23 protein-coding genes are annotated in these 24,324 nt (G+C 61.4%); 16 read left to right on the forward strand and 7 right to left on the reverse strand.

The window, feature by feature from the left end:
• Both ABJF10_RS14175 and ABJF10_RS14180 read right to left on the reverse strand, forming a co-directional pair.
• Window positions 1-373: hypothetical protein (locus ABJF10_RS14175; protein WP_348545238.1), on the reverse strand; the 373-nt coding region annotated here is incomplete at its 3' end.
• Window positions 370-3,657: a helicase-related protein gene (locus ABJF10_RS14180; RefSeq protein ID WP_348545239.1), complete on the reverse strand. Its 3,288-nt coding sequence runs from the start codon at window positions 3,655-3,657 to the stop codon at window positions 370-372. The genes ABJF10_RS14175 and ABJF10_RS14180, both read right to left, overlap by 4 nt.
• A 510-nt stretch (window positions 3,658-4,167) precedes the next feature.
• Here ABJF10_RS14180 and ABJF10_RS14185 point away from each other — a divergent pair.
• The gene (locus ABJF10_RS14185) at window positions 4,168-4,611 is read left to right on the forward strand and encodes a L,D-transpeptidase (RefSeq protein WP_348545240.1); all 444 of its coding nucleotides are present in this window, start codon (window positions 4,168-4,170) and stop codon (window positions 4,609-4,611) included.
• Window positions 4,612-4,691: 80 nt separating this feature from the next.
• The gene (locus ABJF10_RS14190; protein ID WP_348545241.1) at window positions 4,692-5,591 is read left to right on the forward strand and encodes a TIM barrel protein; all 900 of its coding nucleotides are present in this window, start codon (window positions 4,692-4,694) and stop codon (window positions 5,589-5,591) included.
• Window positions 5,592-5,981: 390 nt separating this feature from the next.
• On the opposite strand, the gene ABJF10_RS14195 is transcribed toward ABJF10_RS14190, so the two are convergent.
• Together ABJF10_RS14195 and ABJF10_RS14200 are read right to left on the reverse strand one after the other, a co-directional pair.
• Entirely contained in the window at window positions 5,982-7,172 is a 1,191-nt protein-coding gene (locus ABJF10_RS14195) for an ABC transporter permease (RefSeq protein ID WP_348545242.1), read from the reverse strand.
• Entirely contained in the window at window positions 7,169-8,119 is a 951-nt protein-coding gene (locus ABJF10_RS14200; protein WP_348545243.1) for an ABC transporter ATP-binding protein, read from the reverse strand. Before ABJF10_RS14200 ends, ABJF10_RS14195 begins: the two co-directional genes overlap by 4 nt.
• Window positions 8,120-8,324: 205 nt before the next feature.
• On the opposite strand from ABJF10_RS14200, the gene ABJF10_RS14205 reads away from it, so the two are divergent.
• The 10 genes from ABJF10_RS14205 to ABJF10_RS14250 all read left to right on the forward strand — a co-directional run bounded on the left by ABJF10_RS14205 (window position 8,325) and on the right by ABJF10_RS14250 (window position 17,804).
• Complete coding sequence (locus ABJF10_RS14205; RefSeq protein ID WP_348545244.1) at window positions 8,325-9,365, forward strand: hypothetical protein; 1,041 nt, start codon at window positions 8,325-8,327, stop codon at window positions 9,363-9,365.
• A 67-nt stretch (window positions 9,366-9,432) separates the two neighbouring features.
• Entirely contained in the window at window positions 9,433-10,335 is a 903-nt protein-coding gene (locus ABJF10_RS14210) for a DUF6268 family outer membrane beta-barrel protein (RefSeq protein WP_348545245.1), read from the forward strand.
• A gap of 17 nt (window positions 10,336-10,352) precedes the next feature.
• Complete coding sequence (locus ABJF10_RS14215; protein WP_348545246.1) at window positions 10,353-11,537, forward strand: GNAT family N-acetyltransferase; 1,185 nt, start codon at window positions 10,353-10,355, stop codon at window positions 11,535-11,537.
• A 695-nt stretch (window positions 11,538-12,232) separates the two neighbouring features.
• Complete coding sequence (locus tag ABJF10_RS14220; protein ID WP_348545247.1) at window positions 12,233-12,520, forward strand: pentapeptide repeat-containing protein; 288 nt, start codon at window positions 12,233-12,235, stop codon at window positions 12,518-12,520.
• Between the two features lie 48 nt (window positions 12,521-12,568).
• Window positions 12,569-12,970: a DUF4259 domain-containing protein gene (locus ABJF10_RS14225; protein WP_348545248.1), complete on the forward strand. Its 402-nt coding sequence runs from the start codon at window positions 12,569-12,571 to the stop codon at window positions 12,968-12,970.
• Window positions 12,971-13,026: 56 nt separating this feature from the next.
• Window positions 13,027-13,398 carry a VOC family protein gene (locus tag ABJF10_RS14230; RefSeq protein ID WP_348545249.1) on the forward strand — a complete coding sequence of 124 codons (372 nt, stop codon included), beginning with the start codon at window positions 13,027-13,029 and terminating at the stop codon, window positions 13,396-13,398.
• Between the two features lie 91 nt (window positions 13,399-13,489).
• Window positions 13,490-13,966 carry a hypothetical protein gene (locus ABJF10_RS14235; RefSeq protein WP_348545250.1) on the forward strand — a complete coding sequence of 159 codons (477 nt, stop codon included), beginning with the start codon at window positions 13,490-13,492 and terminating at the stop codon, window positions 13,964-13,966.
• A gap of 197 nt (window positions 13,967-14,163) precedes the next feature.
• Entirely contained in the window at window positions 14,164-15,666 is a 1,503-nt protein-coding gene (locus ABJF10_RS14240) for an AlkA N-terminal domain-containing protein (protein ID WP_348545251.1), read from the forward strand.
• Entirely contained in the window at window positions 15,650-16,180 is a 531-nt protein-coding gene (gene ogt, locus ABJF10_RS14245; protein WP_348545252.1) for a methylated-DNA--[protein]-cysteine S-methyltransferase, read from the forward strand. Before ABJF10_RS14240 ends, ogt begins: the two co-directional genes overlap by 17 nt.
• Before the next feature lie 160 nt (window positions 16,181-16,340).
• Window positions 16,341-17,804: an ankyrin repeat domain-containing protein gene (locus ABJF10_RS14250; protein WP_348545253.1), complete on the forward strand. Its 1,464-nt coding sequence runs from the start codon at window positions 16,341-16,343 to the stop codon at window positions 17,802-17,804.
• A gap of 64 nt (window positions 17,805-17,868) precedes the next feature.
• Here ABJF10_RS14250 and ABJF10_RS14255 read toward each other — a convergent pair whose 3' ends face one another.
• Together ABJF10_RS14255 and ABJF10_RS14260 are read right to left on the reverse strand one after the other, a co-directional pair.
• Entirely contained in the window at window positions 17,869-18,588 is a 720-nt protein-coding gene (locus tag ABJF10_RS14255) for a hypothetical protein (RefSeq protein ID WP_348545254.1), read from the reverse strand.
• The gene (locus tag ABJF10_RS14260) at window positions 18,576-19,625 is read right to left on the reverse strand and encodes a response regulator (protein WP_348545255.1); all 1,050 of its coding nucleotides are present in this window, start codon (window positions 19,623-19,625) and stop codon (window positions 18,576-18,578) included. The genes ABJF10_RS14255 and ABJF10_RS14260 overlap by 13 nt, the downstream gene beginning before the upstream one ends.
• 182 nt (window positions 19,626-19,807) lie before the next feature.
• Here ABJF10_RS14260 and ABJF10_RS14265 point away from each other — a divergent pair, with 182 nt between their 5' ends.
• Genes ABJF10_RS14265 through ABJF10_RS14280 form a run of 4 tightly spaced genes read left to right on the forward strand, consistent with a single transcriptional unit; the run spans window position 19,808 to window position 22,893 of the window.
• Window positions 19,808-21,607, forward strand: a complete 1,800-nt coding sequence (locus ABJF10_RS14265; protein ID WP_348545256.1) for a roadblock/LC7 domain-containing protein — start codon at window positions 19,808-19,810, stop codon at window positions 21,605-21,607.
• A gap of 12 nt (window positions 21,608-21,619) precedes the next feature.
• Complete coding sequence (locus ABJF10_RS14270; RefSeq protein WP_348545257.1) at window positions 21,620-22,231, forward strand: ADP-ribosylation factor-like protein; 612 nt, start codon at window positions 21,620-21,622, stop codon at window positions 22,229-22,231.
• Between the two features lie 12 nt (window positions 22,232-22,243).
• Window positions 22,244-22,729: a roadblock/LC7 domain-containing protein gene (locus ABJF10_RS14275; protein ID WP_348545258.1), complete on the forward strand. Its 486-nt coding sequence runs from the start codon at window positions 22,244-22,246 to the stop codon at window positions 22,727-22,729.
• The gene (locus tag ABJF10_RS14280; protein ID WP_348545259.1) at window positions 22,726-22,893 is read left to right on the forward strand and encodes a hypothetical protein; all 168 of its coding nucleotides are present in this window, start codon (window positions 22,726-22,728) and stop codon (window positions 22,891-22,893) included. Before ABJF10_RS14275 ends, ABJF10_RS14280 begins: the two co-directional genes overlap by 4 nt.
• Before the next feature lie 62 nt (window positions 22,894-22,955).
• On the opposite strand, the gene ABJF10_RS14285 is transcribed toward ABJF10_RS14280, so the two are convergent.
• Window positions 22,956-24,188 (reverse strand): glycosyltransferase family 61 protein, encoded by a 1,233-nt coding sequence (locus tag ABJF10_RS14285; RefSeq protein ID WP_348545260.1) that lies wholly within the window; start codon window positions 24,186-24,188, stop codon window positions 22,956-22,958.
• Between the last annotated feature and the right edge of the window lie 136 nt (window positions 24,189-24,324).

Consider the following 24,324-nt stretch of genomic DNA (forward strand, 5'->3'; position numbering starts at 1 on the left):
GGAAGATGCGATTGATCTGGCGCGCGATGGCCGAGAATTTGCCGCGCGCGTAGTCACGTGCCTTTAGCTCGATGGCGATGAAGACGTAGGAGTTGAGGAGGCCTGCTTTGACCGAATTGTCGGTGAAGAGGCTGGATTCGCGGCTGAGTTCCTGGTCGGTGAGCTGGAAGAGGAGATCGGCCGATTTCCAATCCGAGAACAGGGCCTTGGCCTGGTCGAAGGAGTGACCGGAGGCAAAGTCATCAAAAAAGTCCTGCGGTGAGGAGCCTGCACCAACGAGGAACTTGTCGCTCTTGTAGCCAAGCTTGGCGAGAAGCTGGCGAGCGGCGTCCTTCAGGGGAAGGGTCTGGAAATTGGCAAGTTCGGATTTCATGGGGCTTTGATGACGAGCCAAGTGACGAGTTCGAGGTCGGTCTTGTCGTGGACCTGTTCCTTCGCATCAGGTAGGACGAAACCGCGCCTGGATTGGAGGCCGGAAGCCGCGCGTTTGCGAAAGGTGGAGGCAAGAGAGTCCACGGCTTTTTTGAGCAGGTGGTCGTAAGTCTTCATGTCGCTGCCGTGATTGGTCTGCTGGTCGAACAGATTGCAAAGCTGACCGTACGCTTCCGTATTGCCCGAGCAGAGGACGCGGTAGATGTCGAGAATCTGCTTCGGGTGTGCGAAGCCGAAACGGACGTTACCGTCGTCGAGGACATAAACGAGGAAGTAAGGATGGAGCGGATTGATGGACTCGCTCGGCGCGGGCTTGGCGTCAGTACCTCCACCGCGCTGGCCCTCCAGACGGAAGCAGAAGATGACGCCGGGACCGATGATCTTGTAGTCGGGATGCGGAGGGACGCAGGTGTAGAGGCCGAAAGGCGCGTCTTCGAGCGCCTGCTTGTTTGCTTCGATGTATTTCAGGAGTTCGAGACGGAAGTCGTCGAGCGTGAACTCTGTAAGGGAGACGCTGTCGCCGAGGTCTTCGATATCGAGGACTTCGTCCTTGAGGCGGAGGAGTTGCTTATCGCGGTAGCGGAGGTCGTCGGAGATGATGTCTTCGATTTCCTCGTTCTTGAGCACGTTGTCCTCGAAGGTGGCGGAGAGGTCCACGAGGGCCATGCGGGCTTCGACACGGTTCTTGAGGTTGATGTATTTGTTGAGGTCTTCCGTGGGCCAGAAGTTCACGAGGTGCACCGTGTGACTGACGCTACCGATACGGTCGATGCGCCCGAACCGCTGGATGATGCGGACGGGATTCCAATGGATGTCGTAGTTGACGAGGTAGTCGCAGTCCTGAAGGTTCTGGCCTTCGCTGATGCAGTCCGTGGCGATGAGGAGATCGATCTCGCCACGCTGCGGCATAGAAGGAATCTTGGCGCGGTGTTTGGCGCGAGGGGAGAAGTTGGTGAGGATCTGGTCGTAGGCGCCATTGCCAAACGTGGTGCGGGTATCACCGCCGCCGCAGACGAGCGCAACGTCGATGCCGAGTTCCTTACACGCCCAATCGAGCAGTGACTCGTAGAGGTAGGTCGCGGTATCGGCGAAGGCGGTGAACACGAGAACCTTTCGGTTCAGCTCACCCAGTTTGTTCGTCGTGGGCTTTGCCACCTTGGCGGCGATAAGCTTCTTGAGTTCGGCGAGCTTGGCGTCTGTGGCGGGCGTGACGTCCTGGGCGGCGTTGTAAAGGATGCGGAGCTGGTCTTTGTCGCGCTTGAGAGCCTTGAGCCATCCCTCTTTCCCGTCTTCGTCGTTCAGCCGGAGGTGATTCAAGCGGAACTTGAGTTTGCCGCCCACTTGCATGGCGTCCTCAAGCTCTTCGTCGTGGCCGGGGTCGTCGAGTTCGAGTTCCAGCTCCTCGGAATCGGGATTCTGCGTGGGCAATGCTTGGAAGTTTTTGATCTTCGTTTCCAGTCCCTCGATTTTGGCAATGGTGCGCTCCATCGTGATCTCGAAGGATTTGACAGAGCTTTCGAGGCGCTTGAGGAAGTTCACCTTCATCATGCCGATGAGGAAAGTTTCGCGTTGGCCCTGCGTGAAGGGAAACGCGCCCTTCTTCTCATAGTCAGCCTTGTGGTCTGGCAGAACGAACCGCGAGGGGTTGAAGAGCGCGAGTTTGTAGCCCGCGATTTCGTCGTTGAGCTTGTCGTAGGAGAGGAAGCGTCCGCGCAGGTCGATCTCGGGATAGATGGAGACCGGCTTCTCGCGCTTCGGGAATCCGCCAAGTTGCGCGATGGTCGCCTTGTAGTATTTCTGAATGTGTTTACGCGAACGGGCGATGGTCAATTCATCGAGGAGCTTAAAGAAGGCTGCGCTGAGCTTCTCCAGCAGTTCGCCCGTCTTGCGCTCGGCAGTTTGCTTCTTTGCCCAATGCGAGAAGACTTTTTGAGCGCTGGCGAGTGTTTCCTTGAGACTGCCGACGCCGATAGATTCCGCGAAGGCGTCGTCCTTATTCTCGGTGAGGAAGTAGAGCTGATTCCGGAGGTCTTTGAGGTCGTTGTTGACCGGCGTGGCAGAGAGCAGGAGGACCTTGGTGCGCACGCCGGATTTAATGATGTCCTCCATGAGTCGCTGGTAGCGGCTCCTGCGAATGATGTTCCCGTCGTCGTCGCGCTTCCCAAGCGTATTATTCCGGAAGTTATGCGACTCGTCGATGACGATGAGGTCGTAGTTGCCCCAGTTCAGGGTCGCGAGATTGATGTCGCCGGAGTAGCCGGCCTCGCGGCTGAGGTCGGTGTGCGAGAGGACATCGTAACGGAAGCGGTCATCGACAAACGGATTGAGGAGGCTGTTCGACCGATAGACTGTCCAGTTATCGCGCAGCTTCTTCGGGCACAGAACGAGGACGCGCTCGTTCTTCAGTTCGAAGTATTTCATCACTGCGAGCGCCTCGTAGGTTTTCCCCAAGCCGACGCTGTCCGCAATGATGCAGCCGTTGTGTCGGAGAATCTTGTTGATGGCACCTTTGGCTCCATCCTTCTGGAATTCGAAGAGGGCTTTCCAGATGTCGGTCTCGAAGAGACTGGTTTTACTGAGGTCTGCGTCCATCTTGCCCGCATCGCCGAGGAACTTCTCGAAAATGTGATAGAGCGTCTTGTAATAGATGAACTCGGGCGTGTGGTTCTCGTAGAGTTGCTTGAGATAGTTGAGGACATCCTGCTTTACGTCTTTGACCAGCACGTCGTTGCCCCAAAGCTCATCGAACCACTGCTTGAGTTCCTGCCGGTCGCGGTTGCCGTCCACGATCAGATTCAGCTCGATGTTGTTCCCAGCAGCGCCAAGGCCGAGGCCGCGCACGGTGAAGTTGGAGCTGCCAAGAATGGCGTCCTCCACGCCAGCGGTCGCGACGTGGTACATCTTTCCGTGAAGGAGGTTCGATTGCTTGATGGTCTTGATGTCCACCTTGCGCTCAATCCAGTCTGCGCACTCCTTGGCGACGCGTTTCTGCTGGAGCTTGTTCGCGAGTTCCAGCCCGCCGGCGTCGATGATGAACGCCTTCTTTTCGGTCTTGCTGGGGTCGAGGCGGTTGACGAAGGATGGCTCACCGAAAAGGAAATCGAGATGGTCGACGTTGTTGAGGCAATCCTTGAGGGCATAGTAGGCGTAGATGGTGAAGTATGCGGAGACGACGGAAAGCCGCGAGCCGTCCCTGATTTTCGCGCGTAAAAAGTCCGCGACCATTCCGCGGGCGTGGTTGTCTCGAAGTCCTGAATTGGGTCCTGGTGCCGTCATGCGAACTGAGAATTAAAGCGGACTGACGAGCTGTGTGCGAGCCCTCTGATTTGGTGGACCGGAGGGCCGTCCCCGGTCGAAACAGTGGTTTTTTCGAGAGCTTGATCCCATTGTGTGCGCGCGGCCTTCGCGGAGATCCTGCAGCCCGAATTGGCCGCTTGCACAAGTAGCGGTCGTCCAAGGGCGTATTGCTGCGGTCACCCACTGCCAAATACTGCCATTATCCGAGATTTTGAAGGCTTTTGAGGGTTGAAAACGGACGCCAAAGACGGTAGTTTTCCCCGTAGATATGAAAAACGCCCGAGACACCTCGGGGTTTGTAATCAGCAGGTCATCGGTTCGAGCCCGATTGCCGGCTCCATCGAGGCATCGCCTGGTGGGGCTTTCGTCTCTAGGTTCCGGTGCTCGAGAAAACTATTCGTTCGACCGGCGGCCATCATCGCCCTCATAAGATGAACGATGCGCCGACGGTTGTGCCTTATATTCTCTGTCGCGGCGCTCGCCGCGGACGCCCAGCAGCCCGCGGCGCGTCCCGAAACCATCAAACGGGTGGAGATCGACAAGACGAAGCAGACCCTGCGCGCCTACGAGGGCGACCGGCTCATCCTGGAGACCCGGATCAGCACTGGCAAATGGGATAAGTCCACCCCCAATGGCCAATTCAGCGCCGGCGAAAAGGAGCGCATGCACTATTCGAAGCTCTTTCACAACGCGCCGATGCCTTACAGTGTGCAGGTCACGGGCGATGTCTTCATCCACGGCTTCGGCGTCGTTCCGCGCTCGCCCGCTTCGCATGGCTGCATCCGCGTGCCGCTCGACAAGGGCAATCCGGCCAAACAGTTCTTCGATTGGGTCGAGACCGGTACGCCGATTGAGATTACGGGGCATTGGGAGGGCCGGTAGAGGGCTCTTTGTCGCGAAATGATCGGCCCTTGCTCATTCCCGGAATGACATCACACCAGTCGGCGCGTATGATTTCCGCCATGACTTCCCCCATTCCCCGCCGTTCATTCCTGCAAACCGGCGCCTTGGCCGCGCTCTCCGTAGCCGCCTTGCGCCAGCGCCTCGCAGCCGCCGACGCGGTTTCCGGCATGAAAGGGCATATCCATCATTCGGTCTGCAAGTGGTGCTATCCCAAGACCAGCCTCGAAGATCTCTGCGCGGCGGGAAAGGACATGGGGCTCACGTCGATTGATCTGCTTCAGCCGGCCGATTATCCGACGCTCAAGAAGCACGGGTTGGTTTGCGCGATGACCAGCAACCCCACGATCAAAGGGCCGGACGGCAAAGACCTCGGCGCCATTCCCCGCGCTTTCAACCGCAAGGAGCACCACGACCTGCTGGTGCAAGCATACGAGCCGCAGATCGCCGCGGTGGCCGATGCCGGATTCAAGAACCTGATTTGCTTCTCGGGCAATCGCGATGGCATGGACGACGAGGCCGGCCTCAAAAACTGCGCGGAAGGTCTCAAGCGGCTGATGCCGTTGTGCGAAAAGAAGGGTGTCGTCCTTTCCATGGAACTCCTCAACAGCCGCGTCAATCATCCCGATTACATGTGCGACAAGAGCGCGTGGGGCATCGAGCTCTGCAAGCAAGTCGGCTCGTCGAATTTCCGTCTCCTCTACGATATCTATCACATGCAGATCATGGAGGGCGACGTCATCGCCACGATCAAGAGGAGCCACGAGTACTTCGCCCACTATCACACCGGCGGCGTGCCCGGCCGGCATGAGATCGATGAAACGCAGGAGCTCAATTACGCCGCGATCATGAAGGCCATCGTCGAGACGGGCCACACCGGTCACGTTGCCCAGGAGTTCATCCCCGCGCGCCCGGATGTCCTGGCTTCGCTGAAGCAAGCTGTGGGCATCTGCGACGTGTAAACACGACGCAGCTACTAATGCCATGGAATGGCATTACCGTCCTCGGCACCGCATGCGCCGAAGGCGCGGGCGCGGAAAATTTCCAGCCTTTACCAGCCTTTACCAGCCTTGACTGGGCTTGATTGGCCTTGACCAGCTCCAGCTTTACTCTGGTCGATTCAGAGGCCAATCAAGGCTGCGCGCCAGCAAGGCTAGCAGGGCGACCCAACGCCTTGTTGCCACTGATTTGCATCAAGCCGATCCGGATTTAGGTATCAAAGAACGTCCGCTCCGACCCGCGAGAATACTTCCCTTCCACCCTCACCCAATGTCCGCCCCCTTTTGTAGCAAATCGGGCATCAAAAAGCAAGCCGACAATGGGTTGAGCAGAACAATTCCGCCTGCCCCGCGTCAGTCCTGAATGCGGCGCAACAAGAGGGCGGCGCCGAAGCAGGTCACGACTGCCCCGACGGCGAGAAAGACCAGGTCGCCGACCACGGACGCAACGCCCACCTGCCCGAGGCTGACCATGCGGAACGCGTGGCAAAAGTGGGTGAGCGGAAACGCCTGCGAAAGGGTGCGGATGCCCGGCGGCAATTGATCGAGAGGCGCAAACGCGCCGGAGAGCGGAAATACCGGGAAGAGATAGAAGACGGCAAATTGAATGGCCTGCGTCTGCGTCTGGCAAAAGGCGGAGATGAGCAGACCGGTGCCGAGCGAGCAGAGCAGGAACAAGAGGCAGAGCGCCGCCGTGAGCACCGGCGAGCGGTAGATAACGTGGAAGTGAAAGTAACCGGTGGCCAGCGTAGCGGCGATCAGCAGGATGGAGACGATGAGATGCGGGATGACTTTGCCGGCGACGATCTGGTTGCGGCTCAGCGGGCTGACCAGCAATTGCGCCAGCGTGCCGGATTCACGCTCGCGCGCGATCGTGCAGGCCGTGAGCGTCACGGTAAGAAGTTGCAGGATCAGCCCGACGATTCCGGGCATGACGAAGTCGATGAACTTGAGATCGGGGTTGTAGAGAATCTTGCTCTCCACCGTCCAGGGCGACATCGCGGAGACGAACCGCTTGCGCACCGGCTCGGGAATTTTTTTTCCCATTTCGAGGACCTCATCCGGCAGGTCGTCGATCAGCGTCTGTCGCGAATCGAGCTGGAACTGGCCGAGGTCTTCCTGGATCGCCCCGCGCAACTGCGGTGCCGTGTTAGTATCGATCCCATCGAGCGTGAGGTGCAGCGGCTGCGGATCGCCGTTGTTCAGGCTGCTTCCCCAGTGCGGGGGAATTTCCACCGCGATCAGCGCGCCCGCTTTCAGTAGGTTCACATTGGCCGTCGAATCCGGCACCCACTCGCGCCAGGCAAATGTCTTGTTGGCCCGCAGCTTCTCCACCAGCTGGCGGCTCTCGTCGCTTTGGTCGGAATCGCGCAACAGCGCCGGCGCGTCCGTGGTGGCGGTCTCTTCGAAGGCATGGCCGAGCAGCAGCGTGAAGGCCGGCGGCAGCGAAAGGATGAGGATGAGCACGCGCCAATCGCGCAGGATGTGCAGGAACTCCTTTTTCGCGACGCTGGCCGTGGAGCGGAAGATGGCGGCGATGTTCATGGCGCGGTGTTCTCCAGGATGGCGGAATAGCCCTGCGAGTAGGCTTTGAAGACGTCCTCCATGTCCGGCGCCGCCCAGGAATGGCCGAGCCAGGTGAGGCCCGGGAATGGCCACTGCTTCTGCCATTCGGCGACCAGCCGCTCGGATTCCGCGGAGTAAATGCGAATGCGCCCACTGCGCAAGGCGACCCCGAGTATCCCGGGCACGCCGCGCATTTGCACCAGCCCCTCCATCACCGGCTCGACCTGCATCTCCAGCAGTTGCCCCTTGAAATGCTGCTTCAGCCCGAGCGGCGACTCCTTGGCCAGCAGCCGCCCCTGGTGCAGGAAGCCGACCTCGGTGCAGCGCTCCGCCTCATCCATATAGTGCGTGGTCACGAAGATCGTGGTGCCGTGGCTGCTCAGCTCGTAGAGCAAATCCCAAATCTGCTGCCGGTGCACCGGGTCGAGACCGGACGTCGGTTCATCGAGAAAGAGCAGTGCCGGCTCGTGCACGAGCGCGCAGGAAAGCGCCAGCATCTGCCGCATGCCGCCGGAAAGGCTGCCGGCCAGCGCCCGGCTTTTCGAGCGCAAGTCCAACTGATCGAGCAGCGTCTCGACGCGGTCATCGAGCCGCTTCCCGCTCACCTGATACGCCGCGCCGAAGAAGCGCAGGTTTTCCAGCACGGTGAGGTCCGGATACAGGCTGAACCGCTGCGCCACATAGCCAAACCGCGAGCGGATCGCGTAGCGGCCTTTCCAGATGTCGTGACCGGTGATGAAACCCGTGCCCGAAGTCGGTTTCGTGAGCCCGCAGAGCATGCGGATCGTCGTCGTCTTGCCCGCGCCGTTGGCCCCGAGAAATCCGAAGATCTCGCCCGCGGGAATGGCCATGGTCACGCCAGCCACCGCGTGGGTGTCGGCAAACGACTTGGCCAGTCGATCCAGGACAATGACGGGCTCGGGCATCAGGAAACAGGGGGAGGACTGGGCCTCGTGAGTGGGAATTCAGTGGCCACAGGCCGCGAAAAGTGGGTCACGGTCGAGCCGTAACGCACCCCGCCGCGCAAAGCCAGAAAAACGTCGCCCTCGCCGGTGGACTTGCCAGAAACCGCCACCAACCTTAACGTCCCCGCCTCAATCCACGCGTTTTCCGATACCCTTGCGCCGCCTGATGCTCATTTCCCGCTTTTCCTCTGTGGCCCTGGCCGCGCTCCTCCTCACGGTAGCCTCCGCCGCCGGTGCCGACCCGGTGACCGAGCTGGCCGCCGTTTCCACCTTTAAGTCAGTGGACCTGGACAAGCTGGCCGGCGGGGCGATGCAGATCGCCCGGGGGCCGGCGATGAACTTTCCGCGCGGGCTGGCGGTCGAGAGCGTTTACGTCCTGCGCACCCCGGTGCCAAAGGCCCTGGAGCTGCACGAGCAGTGGAATCCCAACAAGCATCCCGAGCTGAAGGTCTACCTGCATGGAGAACTCTCTGCCAAACCGACCCTGGCGGAATACCAGAAGCTGGCGGCCGCACCGGGTAATGCCTCGGTGAAAGCCTTTGCCGCCGCCACGCAAAAGCTCGGGTCGGGCGCCACGACCCTCCAAATGAGCAATGCGGATGTGAAGGCATTCGGCAGCCAGGCGGCTCCGGCGACCGGGGGAGGCGCGCTGCCGCCGAAGGTGGCCTCTTTCTGGAGCAGCCTCCTCCAGCAACGGACGCAGGCTTTTCTTTCCGGCGGCGCCTCGCGGCTGCCCCCCTACGAAACGAGCGGGGAAACGATCCGCCTCTCTGACGAAATCGCCCATCTCCTGAAGGACGCCCCCAAGGTGCGCAGCCAGTTTGGCGCCTTGATCGAGGCCAACCCGCTCACGGGGAGCAAGACGGCGCAGCCGCAGTCGGCGTATTGGGAAATGTTCGACGTCGAGGGGCTGGCCGCAGTCAACCTGGGCGCGCTCTTCGTGCGCACCAGCGGTGACACCTGCCAGGTGGTGGATGGCCAGTTTTACGCCAGCGGCGGCTATTATGCGCTGCTCACCTTCTACCAGATGTGGCCGGTGAAAATCGGCGGCAAGGATTGCACGCTGGTCTGGCGGACTGACCTCATTTCCGCGGCCGAGCTGGCCACGCTGCATGGCGTCGAACGCATGGGTTCGAGCACCGCGATGATGCGGGAAACGAAAAAAAGCATCGAAAGTCTCTTGAAGGATGCGGGGCAAAACCCTTGATTTACCGAGTCTTATGCCGTCGTTCGTGAATAGAAAGCTGGCTCGCTGTCGCCGCGCGCTTCCCACCGTGTGGAAGTCGGGCGCCGTGGCGCTGCTGTCGCTCATCGCAGCCACCACGGCGCTCGCGCAGGACAAGGACAAGCAAACCAGCGTGTTCGCTGACGGAAAGTTCTCGTTCGAATCCGATTTCAGTTTCGCCATCGTCGGCACGTCCAACTTCGAACTGCGGGCGCATTCGGGCGATGTCGATGCCTACAACCTGGGGTCGCGCAACGTGCTCTCGTACAAGGCGCGCGAGGGCTTTCTCGTGCGCTTTGGTTTCGAGCTGCAGCGTTACAACTTCGGCGTGCCCAGCGACCTCGCGTTGCCCAGCAAGCTCCAGGCGGCCAGTCTCGTGATTGGCACGGACCTTCAGCTCGGCGACGCGTGGATCATCCGCCTGGAAGTGCAGCCCGGTTATTATGGCGGCAGCACGAAATTGCGGGCCGGGAATTTCGATGCCCCGTTCGTTGTCGGCGCTTCTTATTTCGTGAGCTCCGATCTGCAGCTCGTCGCGGGCTTGAGTATCGATGTGGAGCGCAAGTACCCGGTGCTGCCCGGCATCGGCTTCCGCTACAAATACAATGCCGACGTGGTGCTCGATTTCATCCTGCCCACGCCGCGCATCGAGTACACGCTCAACAAATCGGTCCTCCTCTACGCCGGCGGCGACGTGCAGAGCAACACCTACCGCGTGGACTCCGACTTCGGTACGGCCCACGGACTCACCAAGCTCAACGACGCGTGGGTCGACTACACGCAGATCCGTATCGGCGGCGGGGCGACATGGAAGATCAGCCCGGAAGTGACGCTCGAGCTGGAAGCCGGCGTCGTGCCGGTGCAGGAATTCGATTTTCATCGCGCCAACATCCGCACCAGCGGCAACGACATCCCGCCGTACGGCGGCGTGGTCCTGCGGGCGGCCTTTTAGACTCGGCCCGGAGCGGAATGACCGAAATCCCGAGCCTTGGCTTTGGACCAGACGCGATGCCGTTGCGGACAGCGGTGGGACCGGCGTGGGTGGTCGCCTCGGTCGAAAGCATTCCGCCGCATTTGCGCAGCGCCGCCTTCGCGAGCCGCTGCCGGGATCTTCGTTATTACGAGGTCACCGAAACCGGCCTGCCCGATCAATTTGAATATCGCTACTTCGTCCTCCACGACGAGGCTTCCGGCGGGTGGGCGATCCAGCCGCTGTTCTTTGTGCAGCAAGACTTGCTCGCCGGTCTCCCGCAAAGCGTGCGCTCGCTTTTCAACGGCATCCGCAAGGCGTGGCCCGGCTTCCTGAAGCTACGGATGATGATGATCGGTTGCGCGACCAGCGAGGGAGAGCTCGACCACGACCAGCCGTGGCTGCCGCGAGCGTTGCTCGACGTGACGGAAGCCTATCGTCGCCAGGCCAGGGCCTCGCTCATTCTCCTCAAGGATTTTCCGTCCAGCTATCGGCCCGCGCTCGCGGTTTTCTCGAGCCATGGTTACCAGCGCGCGCCGAGCATGCCCGCCGCCCGGCTGGAACTCGATTTCAAGGACTTCGAGGAATACTTGATGGAGCGGCTCAGCAAAGTGTTTCGGAAAAATCTCCGGCGCAAACTGCGCGCCTCCGAGGAAGGACCGCCGCTCACCATGGAAGTACTGACCGATGCCTCGGCGTTAGTCGACGATCTCTTCCCGCTCTACTTGCAGACCTACGAGCGGTCCGATTTCAATTTCGAAAAGCTCACCCCCGAGTACTTCCGCTTGATCGGCCAGCGCATGCCGGATCGCGCGCGTTACTTTATCTGGCGGCAGAACGGGCGGATCATCGCGTTCAGCCTCTGCATGGTCCACGAAGGCATCCTTCACGATGTTGCCTTGGGGTTGGAATATCCGCTGGCACTGGAGTTATCCCTCTACTTCCGCACGTGGCACGACGTGATCACCTGGGGTCTGCAAAATGGAATCAAGGCTTACCACACTGGCCCGCTGAACTACGATCCCAAGCTGCACCTGAAGATGGCCCTGTCCCCGCTGGACCTCTACGCCCGGCACAATTGGGCGTTCCTCAATCCTATCTTCAAGCTGGCCATCAAGTATCTCGAGCCCACCCGCCACGATCCAGTCATCAAGAAATTCGCCAACGCCAGCGAGCTTTACTAGGCCTTCTCCAGGCCTCCAAAAAAAACTCGCACCTTAAATCGGCTTAAGAGGGCTTAAGGCACCTTAAATCCGCCCGCGCCCTCCTCCTCCCTTCGCCGCGACATTCCGTACTCCCCGATAGCCACGAAGCGCCGCGAAAAAAAGGAGGCACGATTAGGCACGACCAGGCACGATTACTCTGGACTGGCCGCTTCCCGCAACCCTGCCGGCAGCCTTTTGAGTGGCGGGCTGCGGCTGGACGCGGAGGGTCGAGACAGCCAGGTGCTTTTCACCCGTTTGGGTGGAGGAATCGAGATGAAGTTCATGCGCGACAGGATGCCATAACCCGGCGGGAAAAGTGCATCGCTCCATTGGTTCCATTGGCTCCATTGTGGAAAATCAACTCGGCTCACCTCAAAACAGGGGTCGCAGGTGCAGAATTCACCCCCGACGGGTGAGGATACGCGCCCTTCACTCGTGATCGCCGCGCGCCATTTGTGAACACGGCCTGATCCAGCACCGTTCTGCAACAGGGTCTACCGAACATCCGCAGGATGGAGTTTTGACCACGGATTACGCGGATGGGCACGGATGAAAGGCCCCTCCTTTCTGTAATCCGCGCCCATCCGTGTCATCCGTGGTTTATTTCCCAATTTCATTGCGCTATTTGCCCTTGGCGACCGATCCTCTTTCCAAGCAATCGGTAATTACGCACCATGCACTCCCGGACCGAAAACGCCGACCTCACCGACGCCGAGTTTATCAACACGAACCTGAGCGCCGCGCAGTTTCACGATGTCAACCTCGCCGGTGGTCACTTCATCGATGTCAATCTCACCGGAGCGCTCTTCGAGGATGTCAACCTGACCGGTGCCATCATTCGCAACGCCAACTGTTCCGGCATGACCATCGAAGACGCCCGCTACGACAGCATGCGCATCGACGGCATTCTGGTCACCGAACTGCTGCGCGTCTATCGCAGCCAGCATCCGGAAGCCCGCTGACTCCTTTCCGTTTTCACGACAGTCCTCAACCTCAACCACCAACCAACTATGGGCGCCTGGGACGCAACCAGCTTCGGCAACGACACTGCTAACGATTGGGCATACGATCTTGAGAAGTGCAATGACCTCTCCTTTATCGACGCAACACTCCAAAAGATCGTCGACGCCGGCGATGACTACATAGAGTGCCCGGAAGCGGAGGAGGCCATCGCCGCAGCCGAGGTAACCGCGTGGCTGCGCGGCAAATCAACCCCGGTGAACGCCTACACGGAAAAAATCGTGAAGTGGGTGGAGACGCATCCGATTCAACCGCCACCCGCCATCGTGCAGAAGGCATTGTTCGCGCTCGACCGGATTTTGCGGCAGCCGTCCGAACTACTCGAGCTTTGGGAGGACGATTCGGATTGGACGGCGTCCATCGCCGATCTTCGCACTCGCCTGACGAACTGAATGCCTCCGGCTGTTCCACGCTCTCAGGCTTATTGCCCGCGCTGTAAGAACGTTCCATGAAACCCAACGTCGTCTGGTTCGACATCCCCGCCCTCGATCTCGACCGCGCCATTCAGTTTTACTCCGCGGTGCTCGGCGCGCCCGTAAAGAAAGATGTGACCGGCGACGTGCCCCTCGGCTGGCTGCCCACTGCCGATGGCGGATTCATGGGTTCTCTTTGCGTCGTGAAGGACTTCAAGCCTTCCGCCGACGGCGTGATGATTTATTTGAGCGTCAACGGCCGCCTCAAGGACGCCGTGGCCGCAGTCCGCGCCCACGGCGGTACGGTGCAGACAGACATTCACTCCATCGGCCAATATGGTTTCCGCGCCGAAGTGCTGGACTCTGAGGGCAATTGCATCGCGCTGCATTCCGAGACGGAGGCGTGAACGACCAGTTGGCAGCAACTCCCAACCAAACACCGCCTTTGGTTCCGCATCCACAATACTTGCGGGTGTTAGGCACCAAAAGCCGCGTCCAATGAACGACTCTCCGCTCTTCCGTCACGGCTGGCTCATCGCCATCGCCTTCAACGTCTTCAACGCCTTCGCTCTGCGGGCTCGCGCTCGAACCTATATTCTCCAGAAGCCGGAACTGGCCGGCGGCTATCAACGGCTTTTCAAAGGCTTCTTGTTTTGGTGGAGCCTGCCCTGGATCGTGATGGGGATCGGCATCGAATGGGGCGGCGTCCCCAGCATCTTTTCCTATTTCCGGCCGCGCGACGGTAACCCTTTTGTGGTTGGCTGGTTCGCGGTGATCGCGGTCGAATGGATTCTCGGCTTCTATTGGCTATTTGCCCGCCGCGGCGCAGAGTTCCTGATCGAGCATCCGGGGCTGCTCCGCGGCCCTTCGCAAAGCCCGGCGACAATTCGCCTCTTCTACTGTCTCATGGTGGCCGGCGGAGTTCTCGGGCTGATCTTTCTCTTCGTCATGGATATTCCTGGAACGATCAAATGACGTCTTGTGATGGTCTGCTTGCTGGGCACTGGAACAGTTCGATCTAGATAGGCGCTGAGGCGTTGCGTAGGCGGATCGCGCGTTCCGAGCACGCTAGGAAACAATGCCATGCAAGTGTGCCGCCCTTCCTCGCCTTATTTTTCATTGAGGTCCGAAAACCGCCAGACACCGCCATCAGTCCGCTCTAGCCTGCGGGCATGAAGCTGCATTCCTCAGTTTGCTACCGCGCTGTGCAGGCGCGGGATGTCCGCTATGACGGGCGCTTTTTCACCTGCGTGAAAACGACGGGGATCTACTGCCGGCCGATCTGCCCAGCCCGGCCACCCAAACTCGAGAACTGCACCTTTGTTCCTACTGCAGCGGCGGCGCAGGCGGCTGGTTTTCGGCCGTGCTTGCGTTGCCGGCCGGAGAGTTCGCCCGATCTCGATGCCTGGCGCGGCACCTCGGCGACGGTGTCGCGGGCGCTGAAGATGATCGAGGGCGGCGCGCTCGACGAAGGGGATGTCGAGTCGCTCGCGGCGCGGCTGGAAATTGGCGAACGCCAGTTGCGCCGTCTGTTCCGTCAGCATATCGGCGCGGCGCCGGTCACGGTCGCGCAGACGCGGCGGGTCTTGCTGGCCAAACAACTGCTCCACCAGACCGATCTCTCCATGATCGAGGTGGCGCTCGGCAGCGGCTTCGGCAGCGTGCGGCGATTCAACGAGACATTCCAGGGCCTCTATCACCGGCCGCCGAGCGAACTGCGGCGGCGCGCGGCGACGACCTCGCCATCTCCCGAGATCTCCCTCCTGCTGCCGTATCGGCCTCCTTACGATTGGGACGCCATGCTCCGTTTCCTGGAAAAGCGCGCGATCACCGGCCTGGAGGTGGTGACACAGGACAGCTACAGCCGCGTCATCGAACTGCGCGGGGTCACGGGTTCGATCACCGTGACCCATGCGCCGGATCAGTCGGCCTTGCGCGTGGCGGTCCGCTTTCCGCGTCTGGATGCGTTGTCGGTAATCATCGCGCGCCTCCGCCGCATGTTTGATCTCAGTGCCGATCCCGGGGGCATCGTCGGGGCGCTGTCAGCGGATCCGGTGCTGGCGCCGCTCGTCGCCGCCCGGCCTGGACTGCGCGTGCCCGGCGCGTGGGATGGCTTTGAGGTCGCGGTGCGCGCGGTGCTGGGCCAGCAGATTACGGTGACAGCGGCCATCCGGCTGGCTGGTCGCATCGTGGCCGCCATCGGCACCCCAGTCACCGGCAGCATGGCTGTCGCGGGATTGACCCATTCTTTCCCGTCGCCGCAACGGTTCGACGCCGATGCCCTGGCCAAAATGGGGATGCCGCGCGCTCGCGCCGCCGCCCTGGCTGGCGTGGCGGCAGCGGTCATCGCCGATCCGCGCCTGTTCGATCCGCGGCGTGATCTCGCCGAGGCTGTGGGTCGTCTTCGACAGCTCCCGGGCATCGGCGAATGGACCGCGCAATACATCGCCATGCGCGCCCTCGGCGAGAGCGATGCCTTCCTCGCCGGCGACGTCGCCGTGCAAAGGCTGTTTGCCCCGCACGGAACGCGCCCTACTGCCACCGCATTGCTGGCCCACGCCGAACGCTGGCGTCCGTGGCGCGCGTATGCCGTTCTGCACCTTTGGACGTCGGACGCCGATCTTCCAAAAACCTCACCATCCCGAAAGGAAACCCACCATGCACTTGCAGCTTGAACGCTGGGCCGCGCCCATCTCTCCACTCCTCCTCGTCACCGATGACGAGGGCCACCTTCGCGCCTTGGAATTTGCCGATTACGAGACGCGCATGCACCGCCTGCTCCACGCGCACTACGGCGATTATACTCTCACCGAGGGCCCCGCACCCGCCTCGCTCAAAAAGGCTCTCACAGCCTATTTCGAGGGCGACCTCGAGGCGGTCAACGCCGTGCGGACGGCGACCGGCGGCACCCCCTTCCAGCGCGAAGTCTGGCGGGCTCTGCGGTCCATCCCCGCTGGCACCACGATCAGCTACGGCCAACTGGCCGCCCGCCTGGGCCGGCCAGCCGCCAGCCGCGCTGTGGGAGCGGCGAATGGCTCGAACCCCATCCCGATCGTCGTGCCCTGCCACCGCGTCATCGGCGCCAACGGCACGCTCACCGGTTTTGGCGGAGGCCTGCCGCGCAAGCAATGGCTGCTCGACCACGAAAGCCGCTTCGCCACGGTCGCGACCGGGGAATCTCTTCTCTAAAGCGGGGGCCGCGTGACGAGCAGACTTGAATCGGCGAAAATTTGAGGGATAATACGCATCTTGCCACGTCCGGTATAGTTTTCGCTTTGTTGACTCGCTCTCTATGCAAGATGCCCTCCGTCTTTTTGGGTTAAAGACCATTTCCGCGCTTTGCGCTGCGGTGGCGTTCGCGCCTGTCGCGATGGCGGAGGATGAATCGGAGGCCACGGCTTCAGCGCCGGCATTCAAGATGCGCGCGGCGGAAGGGCGGGATCTGTTTCGCATTGCACTCACCAATGAGGACGCCTCGGCGAAGGACTTCGTGATGGCGCAACTGCGCACCCTCGATTTGCCGCCATCCGCGGTTCTCGTGCAGGCGATCACGGCGGGCCATCCGCAATTAATCCAACTTTTGCTCACTACGGGCTGCAATGTGAATGGCGCGGGTGAGCAGGGCAAAACGCCGCTCCTCGCCGCCGCGCAGGCCCATAACTGGGAGCTCGTGGCGCAATTGCTCAAAGCCGGCGCCGACCCACGCATCGCCGACGAAAAGGGAATGACGCCGCTCATGGCGGCGGCCATCGGTGGGCATGGGCCGACGATTGAAAAGCTGCTCGCCGCCGGCGCGCCGGTGGACGCGGCGGATAGCAAAGGCCGGCTTGCCTTGGGATACGCCGTGGCGACGAAACAACCCGCAGCGGTGGCGGTGTTGCTCGACCATCAGCGGACTTTGCCGGTGGCGGCACGCGGCGGCGACGATCTGGCGGCAGCGGCGCTCGAGTCGGGCGACCGGAATTTATTCGAAGATATCCTGCGCCGCCTGCCGGGCGGGCTGACCTGGACCCCGGCGGCACGCACGGAGTTTTCCAAGGCGCTGGCGGCCAAGGACACGATTCTCGGTCCACTCTTGATGGAAAAATTCGCCGGTGCTCCCGCGGCCTCGGCGCACGCCCAGCCGTTGCTGGCTTACGCCATCGCCAGCCACAATGCCGCGCAGGTGCAGACTCTTTTGAATCTAGGCGCTGATCCGAACACCGTGCTGGACCAGCCAGGCGACATCGCTTTCCGCGAATGGGTCGGCAATAATTTCATGCGCTACTACCTGGATACCACCCAGGGGCTCAATGTGCTCATGCTGGCCGCCGGCATGAAGCAGGCGGACACGGTGAAGCTGCTGCTCGATTGCGGGGCGAATCGCAACGCGTGCTCGCGTGGCAAGTCGAGTTTGATCGCGCTGTATTTCGCCGCTTGGGCGGACAGCCCGGAGACCATCCAAGTCCTGCTGGGCGACGCGCCGAGCAAGGACGAGGTGCGCATCGAAGTTTCGCTCGATGAACAACGCGCGCGCTACTATCGCAGCGGGCAGCTCATTCTCACGGCGACGATTTCCACGGGGCGCGATGGCTTCGCCACGAAGCCCGGCGAATACGTCATCACCGACAAGCATCTCGAGCATCATTCCACGCTCTACCACAACGCCAGCATGCCGTTTTTCATGCGGCTGAGCTGCCAGGCGTTTGGCTTGCACGAGGGCGTGGTGACCGGACGGCCGGCTTCGCACGGGTGCATCCGGTTGCCGGGTGAAGTGGCGCGGCGGCTCTTCAAGGAAGCGCCGGTGGGCACGTGGGTGAGCATCAAGCGCTGAGCAGGATCCCATGATTCCCATTCCTCCCATGGGAGGAAGAGGAGTTATGTGAGCTCCGCTCGCGCTACTTGGTCCGGCCGAAGAGGCTCCAGCCGGTGCCTTTCTCTGTCTTGTTTTGCTGCACCTTGAGCTGGCCGAGCAGGGACTGGAGACCGAGGTAGACCTTGTGCCATGCGCCTTCGACGGCGGGGATCGCATCGGGGCCATCGGCGAGGTAGCGCAGGCTGGGCGCCTGGGCGAAGAGATGATGCACTTCTTCCTTTTTCGGGCCGCCCTTTTCCGTGGAGGCGATGATGGCCTCGAGGCCCTGCGCGATCACGCTCTTGAGTTCGAGGAATTGCACTTCGTCTTCGCGCGAGAATTTCTTGTCGCGGGCGAGGTTGACGTAGTGGTTGAACTGCTTCCAGCACTCGATGTAATTCTCGAGGTGGAGAATGAATTCTTCGATATTCTTGTAGTGCATGGCGGGCGGCGTGTGCGTATGGGGAAGTTGAAGAGTGGCCGGTTGAAGAAAGATCAGCGCGCCGCCGCGCAATTCGCGCGCGGTGATGTTGAGGCCGCTGAAATCCAGGTGCAGGTCGGTGAGGGCCAGTTGCGCCTGCTCCGCGGAACTGAAGATCTCCAGCACCTGCCGGCCGATATCCAGGATGGTGTCCTCGGAATAATTTGAGGGCAGGGTGGACGCCACGAGCCCGCCGGCGCGATGGATGGTGAAGCAACCACTGGGCAGCCGTTCCGGCCGCAGGGTCTTTTGCTGGCGGGAGAACGGTTTCAGGAGGCCCATTTCGCTTCGATCTGTTTCATGGTTTCGCGAATATGCGGCAGGGTTGCGGAACGCGTAAAGCCTACGCCGAGGTCTTGTTCATCGCTGGAGAGAATGCCGACGTGCCGTTGCGGGCCGAGCGCCTCGATCTGCTCCAGGTGGCCGGCCTCGAGCTTGTCGCCCAGGACGCGCAGCGCGCGGGTGGTCTGGTGGATCCAGGCGGCCATGCGATCGGGATTTTCCGCGGCCCAATGCTCGTACTTCGTCTTGTCCTCGCCTTCCACCGCGATGACAAACTGCACACCTTTGTAGCGCGAGAAGGAAGCCAGCGAGTTGGGATCCTCGGTCGTCACATCCTCGGCCTTGGATTCATCGAGGCTCTGCGCCGTCTCCATCAACAGGTTCTCGTAGGAGGAGAAAATGGTGCGTGGGCGCGGCGTGTCATTCGGCAAAATCTCAAAACTGCCGGCCTTCCAGCGCAGCATCTCGAGAAATGCTTCCTTGCCCAGCAATTCGCCGCTCGACGCGTCGATGATCTCCCCGCGCATGATCCAGATGCGGCCCTCGCCGGTGGCGCTGGCGATCTTCAGGATCGCCGAGCTTTGCGTGAGGCACTCGAGCTGCACGATATCGACGAGCGTCTTGCTCTGCACGCCGCGGAAGCCGCCGGTGTCTTCCTTCTCCAGCATCGACTCGATGCAATCGACGAAATTGATGATCTCTTTGCCGGTCTTCGGTTTTTCGAGATACAGGTCGATGCCCATGGCGTAAGCGCGGGCCCGGAATTGCTCGTCCTCCGCCGCGGTCATGACGACGACGCGCAGCGTGGGGAATTTGCGCCGCACAATGGCGAGCACTTGAAAGCCGTCCATCGTCGGCATGCGCAGATCGACGAGGAGCAGGTTGAAGGGCTCGCTTTCGAGCAGCGCAATCGCCTTGGCGCCGGCGTCGGCGGTGTGGATTTCGGGCTGGCTGGGTAGACGCGCGAGAATCTCCTGATAGATTTCCAGGATGTCGTGCTCGTCGTCGAGAATCAGGATTTTCTGCCGTGCGGGCATGGGCGGGAAAGCTAGTGTTTAAAAGGGTTGGCGGGGAGGGGGGTGGGAAAAAGACCGGATTTTCGTCTCGCTTTCTCAGCACGTCACGCGCCAAGTGACAGAGAGAGCAAAAGATTTTTTCAGACGTTCGACACAATGGCATCAGGGTTGCTAGCCAAGAGCACCGCACCCCGACCGGACACATGCTTTCGATCTTCAAAAAAATCTTCGGCAAAACTGAGCCCAAAGCCATCGTGCCTGTCCATGTGGTCGTGCCGGCCGCTCCCAGCACGCCGATGCCGACGATCGAAGTCGCCCATCTCTCCCTCGCGGCGATCGTGGCGCGGTTTCCCGACGAACTCAAACTTCTGCTCACCGGCGAGCCGGATGCCGCCGCGACCGTGGCGCTGCCCATGCCGACGATTCTCAAGCAATTGCCGACCGGCGTGGTGAAGATGTCGCTCGCCAGCCTGCACCGCCAGGCCCACGGCCTCATCAAGCCGCTGCCTCCCGGCGACAAACGCAGCGTCGATGTGCCACTGACCGAAATCTTCCGCCACGTCCGGCCCGAGGCCTTCCGGCGCCGGGCCGATCAACGTCCCGTGGACGTGCCCGACAATGGCTTCAATCTTTTCGGAGACGCCGCCAATCCCTATGCCGTCGCGCCCGACGACGCGGTTTCCGAAGTGAACCTCAACGCGCCGAGTGTGCTCGATCTCTCATCCGATGCGACACCCGATGCCGCACCCGCCCCGGATGCACCGCGCGTCTTGAAAATGGACGACGGGCTCCGCGCGCAGTATAATAATGGCGCGGCTGCGGAGGCCGCAGCGCCGGAGGATCCCCATGACACGATGCCGCGAGCGATCGCGCCCCCATCCGACTTCAAGATCCCCGCACCGGCAGCCACCCCTCTCCCGGCCCGGATCCCCGCGGCACCCACAGCGCCCGCCGCTCCACGGGTCGCCGCACCCGCACCTGTCACTCCCGCCGCACCCGTCGCTCCCGCGCCGATCGCCGCTGTTCCCAAGCCCGCAGGCGCCACGCTCTCGCTCTCCCTCGCTTCCCTGGCCGCCGGCTGGCCGGAAGCCGTGCAGACGGAAATTGCCGCTCTCGACCCGGCCACACAAGTGGTGCTGCCGGCGGACGAAGTTTCGGCCGGCCTCTCCAAAGGCCGCGTGAGTTTCTCCTGGAAGCAGATTCACTCCTGGCTCGAACCGGAATCCACGGCGCCCAGCGCGGTGGCGGGCGACACGGTGCTGCAATTGCCCCTCAAAGTGGTGGCCCCCCTCTTCCTCGCCGCCTCGAGAAAGCCGGGTTCCGAGCGCAAGAACTTCGCGCTGGACGAGAACATTCCTGCTCTGTTCAGCGATGGCCGGCCACCGGTCGAGCCTCCTCCCGCGGCCGAGATCGCGCCTGCCCCCGAGCCTGCGGTTGAACCGGTCGCCGAGCCCGCTGCCGAGCCCGCTGCCGAATCCGTTACCGAGCCTGCTGCTGAACCCGCCGCCGAAGCTACCGCGGAACCCATCGCCGAGCCCGTGCCCGAGGAGCCAGCCGCCGAGGCCGAGGCCGAAGCCGAGCCCGCAGCGGCTCCAGCACCCCAGAAGATCGCGGAGACCGTGGGTGAACTTTTCCAGCAGCCGCACAAGCAGAATTGGACGCCCGCCGAGCTCGTCGCCGGCATCGTCACGTTGCCCGGTGTCGCCGGCGCGATCGTCGCCCTTCAGGAAGGATTGCCCGTCGCGGCGTCCCTGCCCGAAGGCGTGAAGAGCGAAGTGGTGGCGGCTTTCCTGCCCCAGATCTTTGCCCGCTTGAACCAATATGCGGGCGAAATGAAGCTCGGCGATGTGGACGACCTCTTGTTCACCACCCACGGTGCGCATTGTCAGATCTATCGGCTGGGCTACATCTACTTTGCCGTCCTCGGCAAGGCGGGCGAGGCGCTGCCCTGGCATGAACTCCACCTCATCACCGAGGAACTCGCGCGCCAGACGCACAAATAACTCAAGAACATCATGGCCATCATCAACCAAGCCACCAAGGAGCTCCAGGTAAAGATCGTGTATTACGGTCCAGCCAAGAGCGGGAAAACGACCAACCTCGAGCAGGTCCACTCCAACGTGCAAGTGCCCGCCTCCACGGCGAAAGGCAAAATGACTTCGCTCGCCACGAGCAGCGACCGCACCCTCTTCTTCGATTTCTTTCCCCTCGAGGCCGTGGCCATCAAGGGCTTCAAGACGAAGTTTGCCCTCTTCACCGTCCCCGGCCAGGTCATCTACAATGCCACCCGGCAAATCGTCTTGCGCGGCGTGGATGGGATCGTCTTCGTGGCGGATTCGCAGTACGACAAGATGGAAGAAAACATCGAGACCTTCAAACATCTCGAGGACAATTTGAAGACCCTCAATCTGAATCTCAACGACATCCCTTACGTGATGCAGTACAACAAGCGCGACATGCCGGAAGTTGCGCCCGTGGAATACCTCGATTTCGTCCTGAACAACCGTGAAGTTCAGGTTCCATCCTTCGAGGCCTCCGCGGCGAAATGCGAAGGTGTCTTCGAAACGCTGAACATGATCACGCGAATGCTACTCCACAAATTCCTCAACGATGGCGTTCGGAAATAATTTTCTCGCACTATGAGCCAATTCCCACAGCTCAATCAGGAAGACCTCGATCACCTCAACATCGTGATGCGTGAGTTGCTCGCCAAGAGCGAAGCCCACGTCGCATTGCTGGTGGAAAAGGCGGGCTACTTGATCCACCAATGCGGCAACCCGGAGTCGATCGATACGACGACCTTTGCCACCCTCGGCTCGAATGCCTACAACGCCGTGCAGTTCATGGCGCAACTCGTGAACGAGAACAATTTCACGAGCATGTATCAGCAAGGGGAGAATTTCAGCACGCTGATGGTGAACGTGGATGAGAACTCGCTCCTCGTGATCGTCTTCCCCACCCATCTCACCGTCGGCTCGATGAAGTACTACGCCAACCCCGCCGCCCGCTCCATCGCCGACCGCATCGTCTTCGCCACCGCCCGCGAACCTGGCAAGGGCATCGACTTCAGCGACCTCGACGCGGCCGACGTGCAAGCCCTCTTCCAGAAAAAGGAACCCCAATGAACATCACCGCCGTCCGATTGCTCTCGCAACCCGCCTTCCAGGCGGTCCTCGCCGCAGCAGTCGTCGGCGTCGCCGCCGCCTTGATGGGCCGGAGCGTGGAATTGAAGACGGCCAGGATTCCGGTCGAACAAGACAAGTCGACTGACAGAAAATCGCTGCGCTAACGGCGACCAAGGCCGGCCAAAAGGCCTGAGACAAGCCAGCCCGGGGGTAGTTTTGGTGGCATCTACCGGGTGAGAAGCGGACGCAGGAACTCTTTGAATTGCTGGAGGTCCACGGCGGTTCCTTCCGCCCGCCGATAGCGGAATCCCTCGATTCCCATCCGGCGCTCGTCCTCGCAGTAGGCCGCGTAACGCAGCCGGGCCTGGCAAGACAAGGTCCAGTAGTACGGCTGAATGAAATCGGGGGCGAAGATCTCCACCACCGTGGTGCCGGGCTGGCAGAAGACGACATTTGTCAGTCCCGCTCCGTGCAGCGCCACCACTATCCGGGCCTGCGCGAAGACTTGCGCCTGCTCGTGCACCGATAGATCCTCGCAGTGGACCACGGAAAAGCCTTCGCGCTCGAGGACGGCGGTCACTTCTTCCTCGTTGGCAAAAGAGCGCGCGCCTTTGCCGCGGGAGAGGTAAATGCGCTCCGCCGCGCGCGGGGCGGACGGCGGTGGTTCCGGCCCTTCGGGCGGCAAAAAAGTTTGCCGCAGGAACTCCAGGCTCTCGCCCGAGTAGGTGATCGTCTCCGAGGTCAGGACCGGGTTCAGATATGCGGGAACGATCATGGTCTCCGCCTCCACGTGGGTGCGCGCATCGGGAACCAGCACCGCCGCCTCTGGAATGCCGAACGCCTGGAGTGTTTCCAACTGGTAGGGCAGGCGGCGGTGATCGATCAACCACAGCGCATCGCTCGTATCCACACCGGCGGCGGCGAGCAACCGACAGCGGGGAACGCAATCCATCATCCAGTGCCAATAGTTCGCCTCCGCGCATCGGGTCGCGAGGTTGATGACCTTGCGATAGCGCTGCGGCTTCGGCAGCCACAGCCGCGAGAAGGCGTGGTGCAGCGACAATTTGAAAGTGTAATTCGTCGGCGAATGCGTCCAGACCAGCCCATCGTCCCCCACCACCAGACAGCCGCCACCGGTCCCAAAATACCGGCCTCCTGGCAATTCGGCGACGTAGGCCTCTTCGACCGTCGGGTCGGGCATACGGCCAAACTCCGCCTCCACCAGCCGGCTATTCGTCACCGGCTTGACGCGCTGCACGGCATATTGCGCGCCCAGCTTGGTCATCTTGCACCCCGGAACGTCGTGCACCGCATAGTGGAGCTTCCGCGGCGGGCCGAATGTCCGCGAATTTCCCGGCAAAAACCGCAGCGGGTACGCCAGGACGCGCCCGAGCACGATCAACCGGATCCGCAAGCCCAACAGCCACGGAAAATACTGGATAAGAAGACGCAAATTCATCGCAACGGCGGGCGAACCGCGCGATTACCCCCGAATGAGGCGCCGAAAGCGAAACCTAAGTGAATGTGACCTTCGGTGCACCCCCTCGCGGTGTCATCCTTGTATATCGCCCAACGCGACGAATCGTGATGATTTG

Origin of the sequence: Chthoniobacter sp., assembly GCF_040003245.1 — a bacterium.
Taxonomy (GTDB): Bacteria; Verrucomicrobiota; Verrucomicrobiia; order Chthoniobacterales; family Chthoniobacteraceae; genus Chthoniobacter.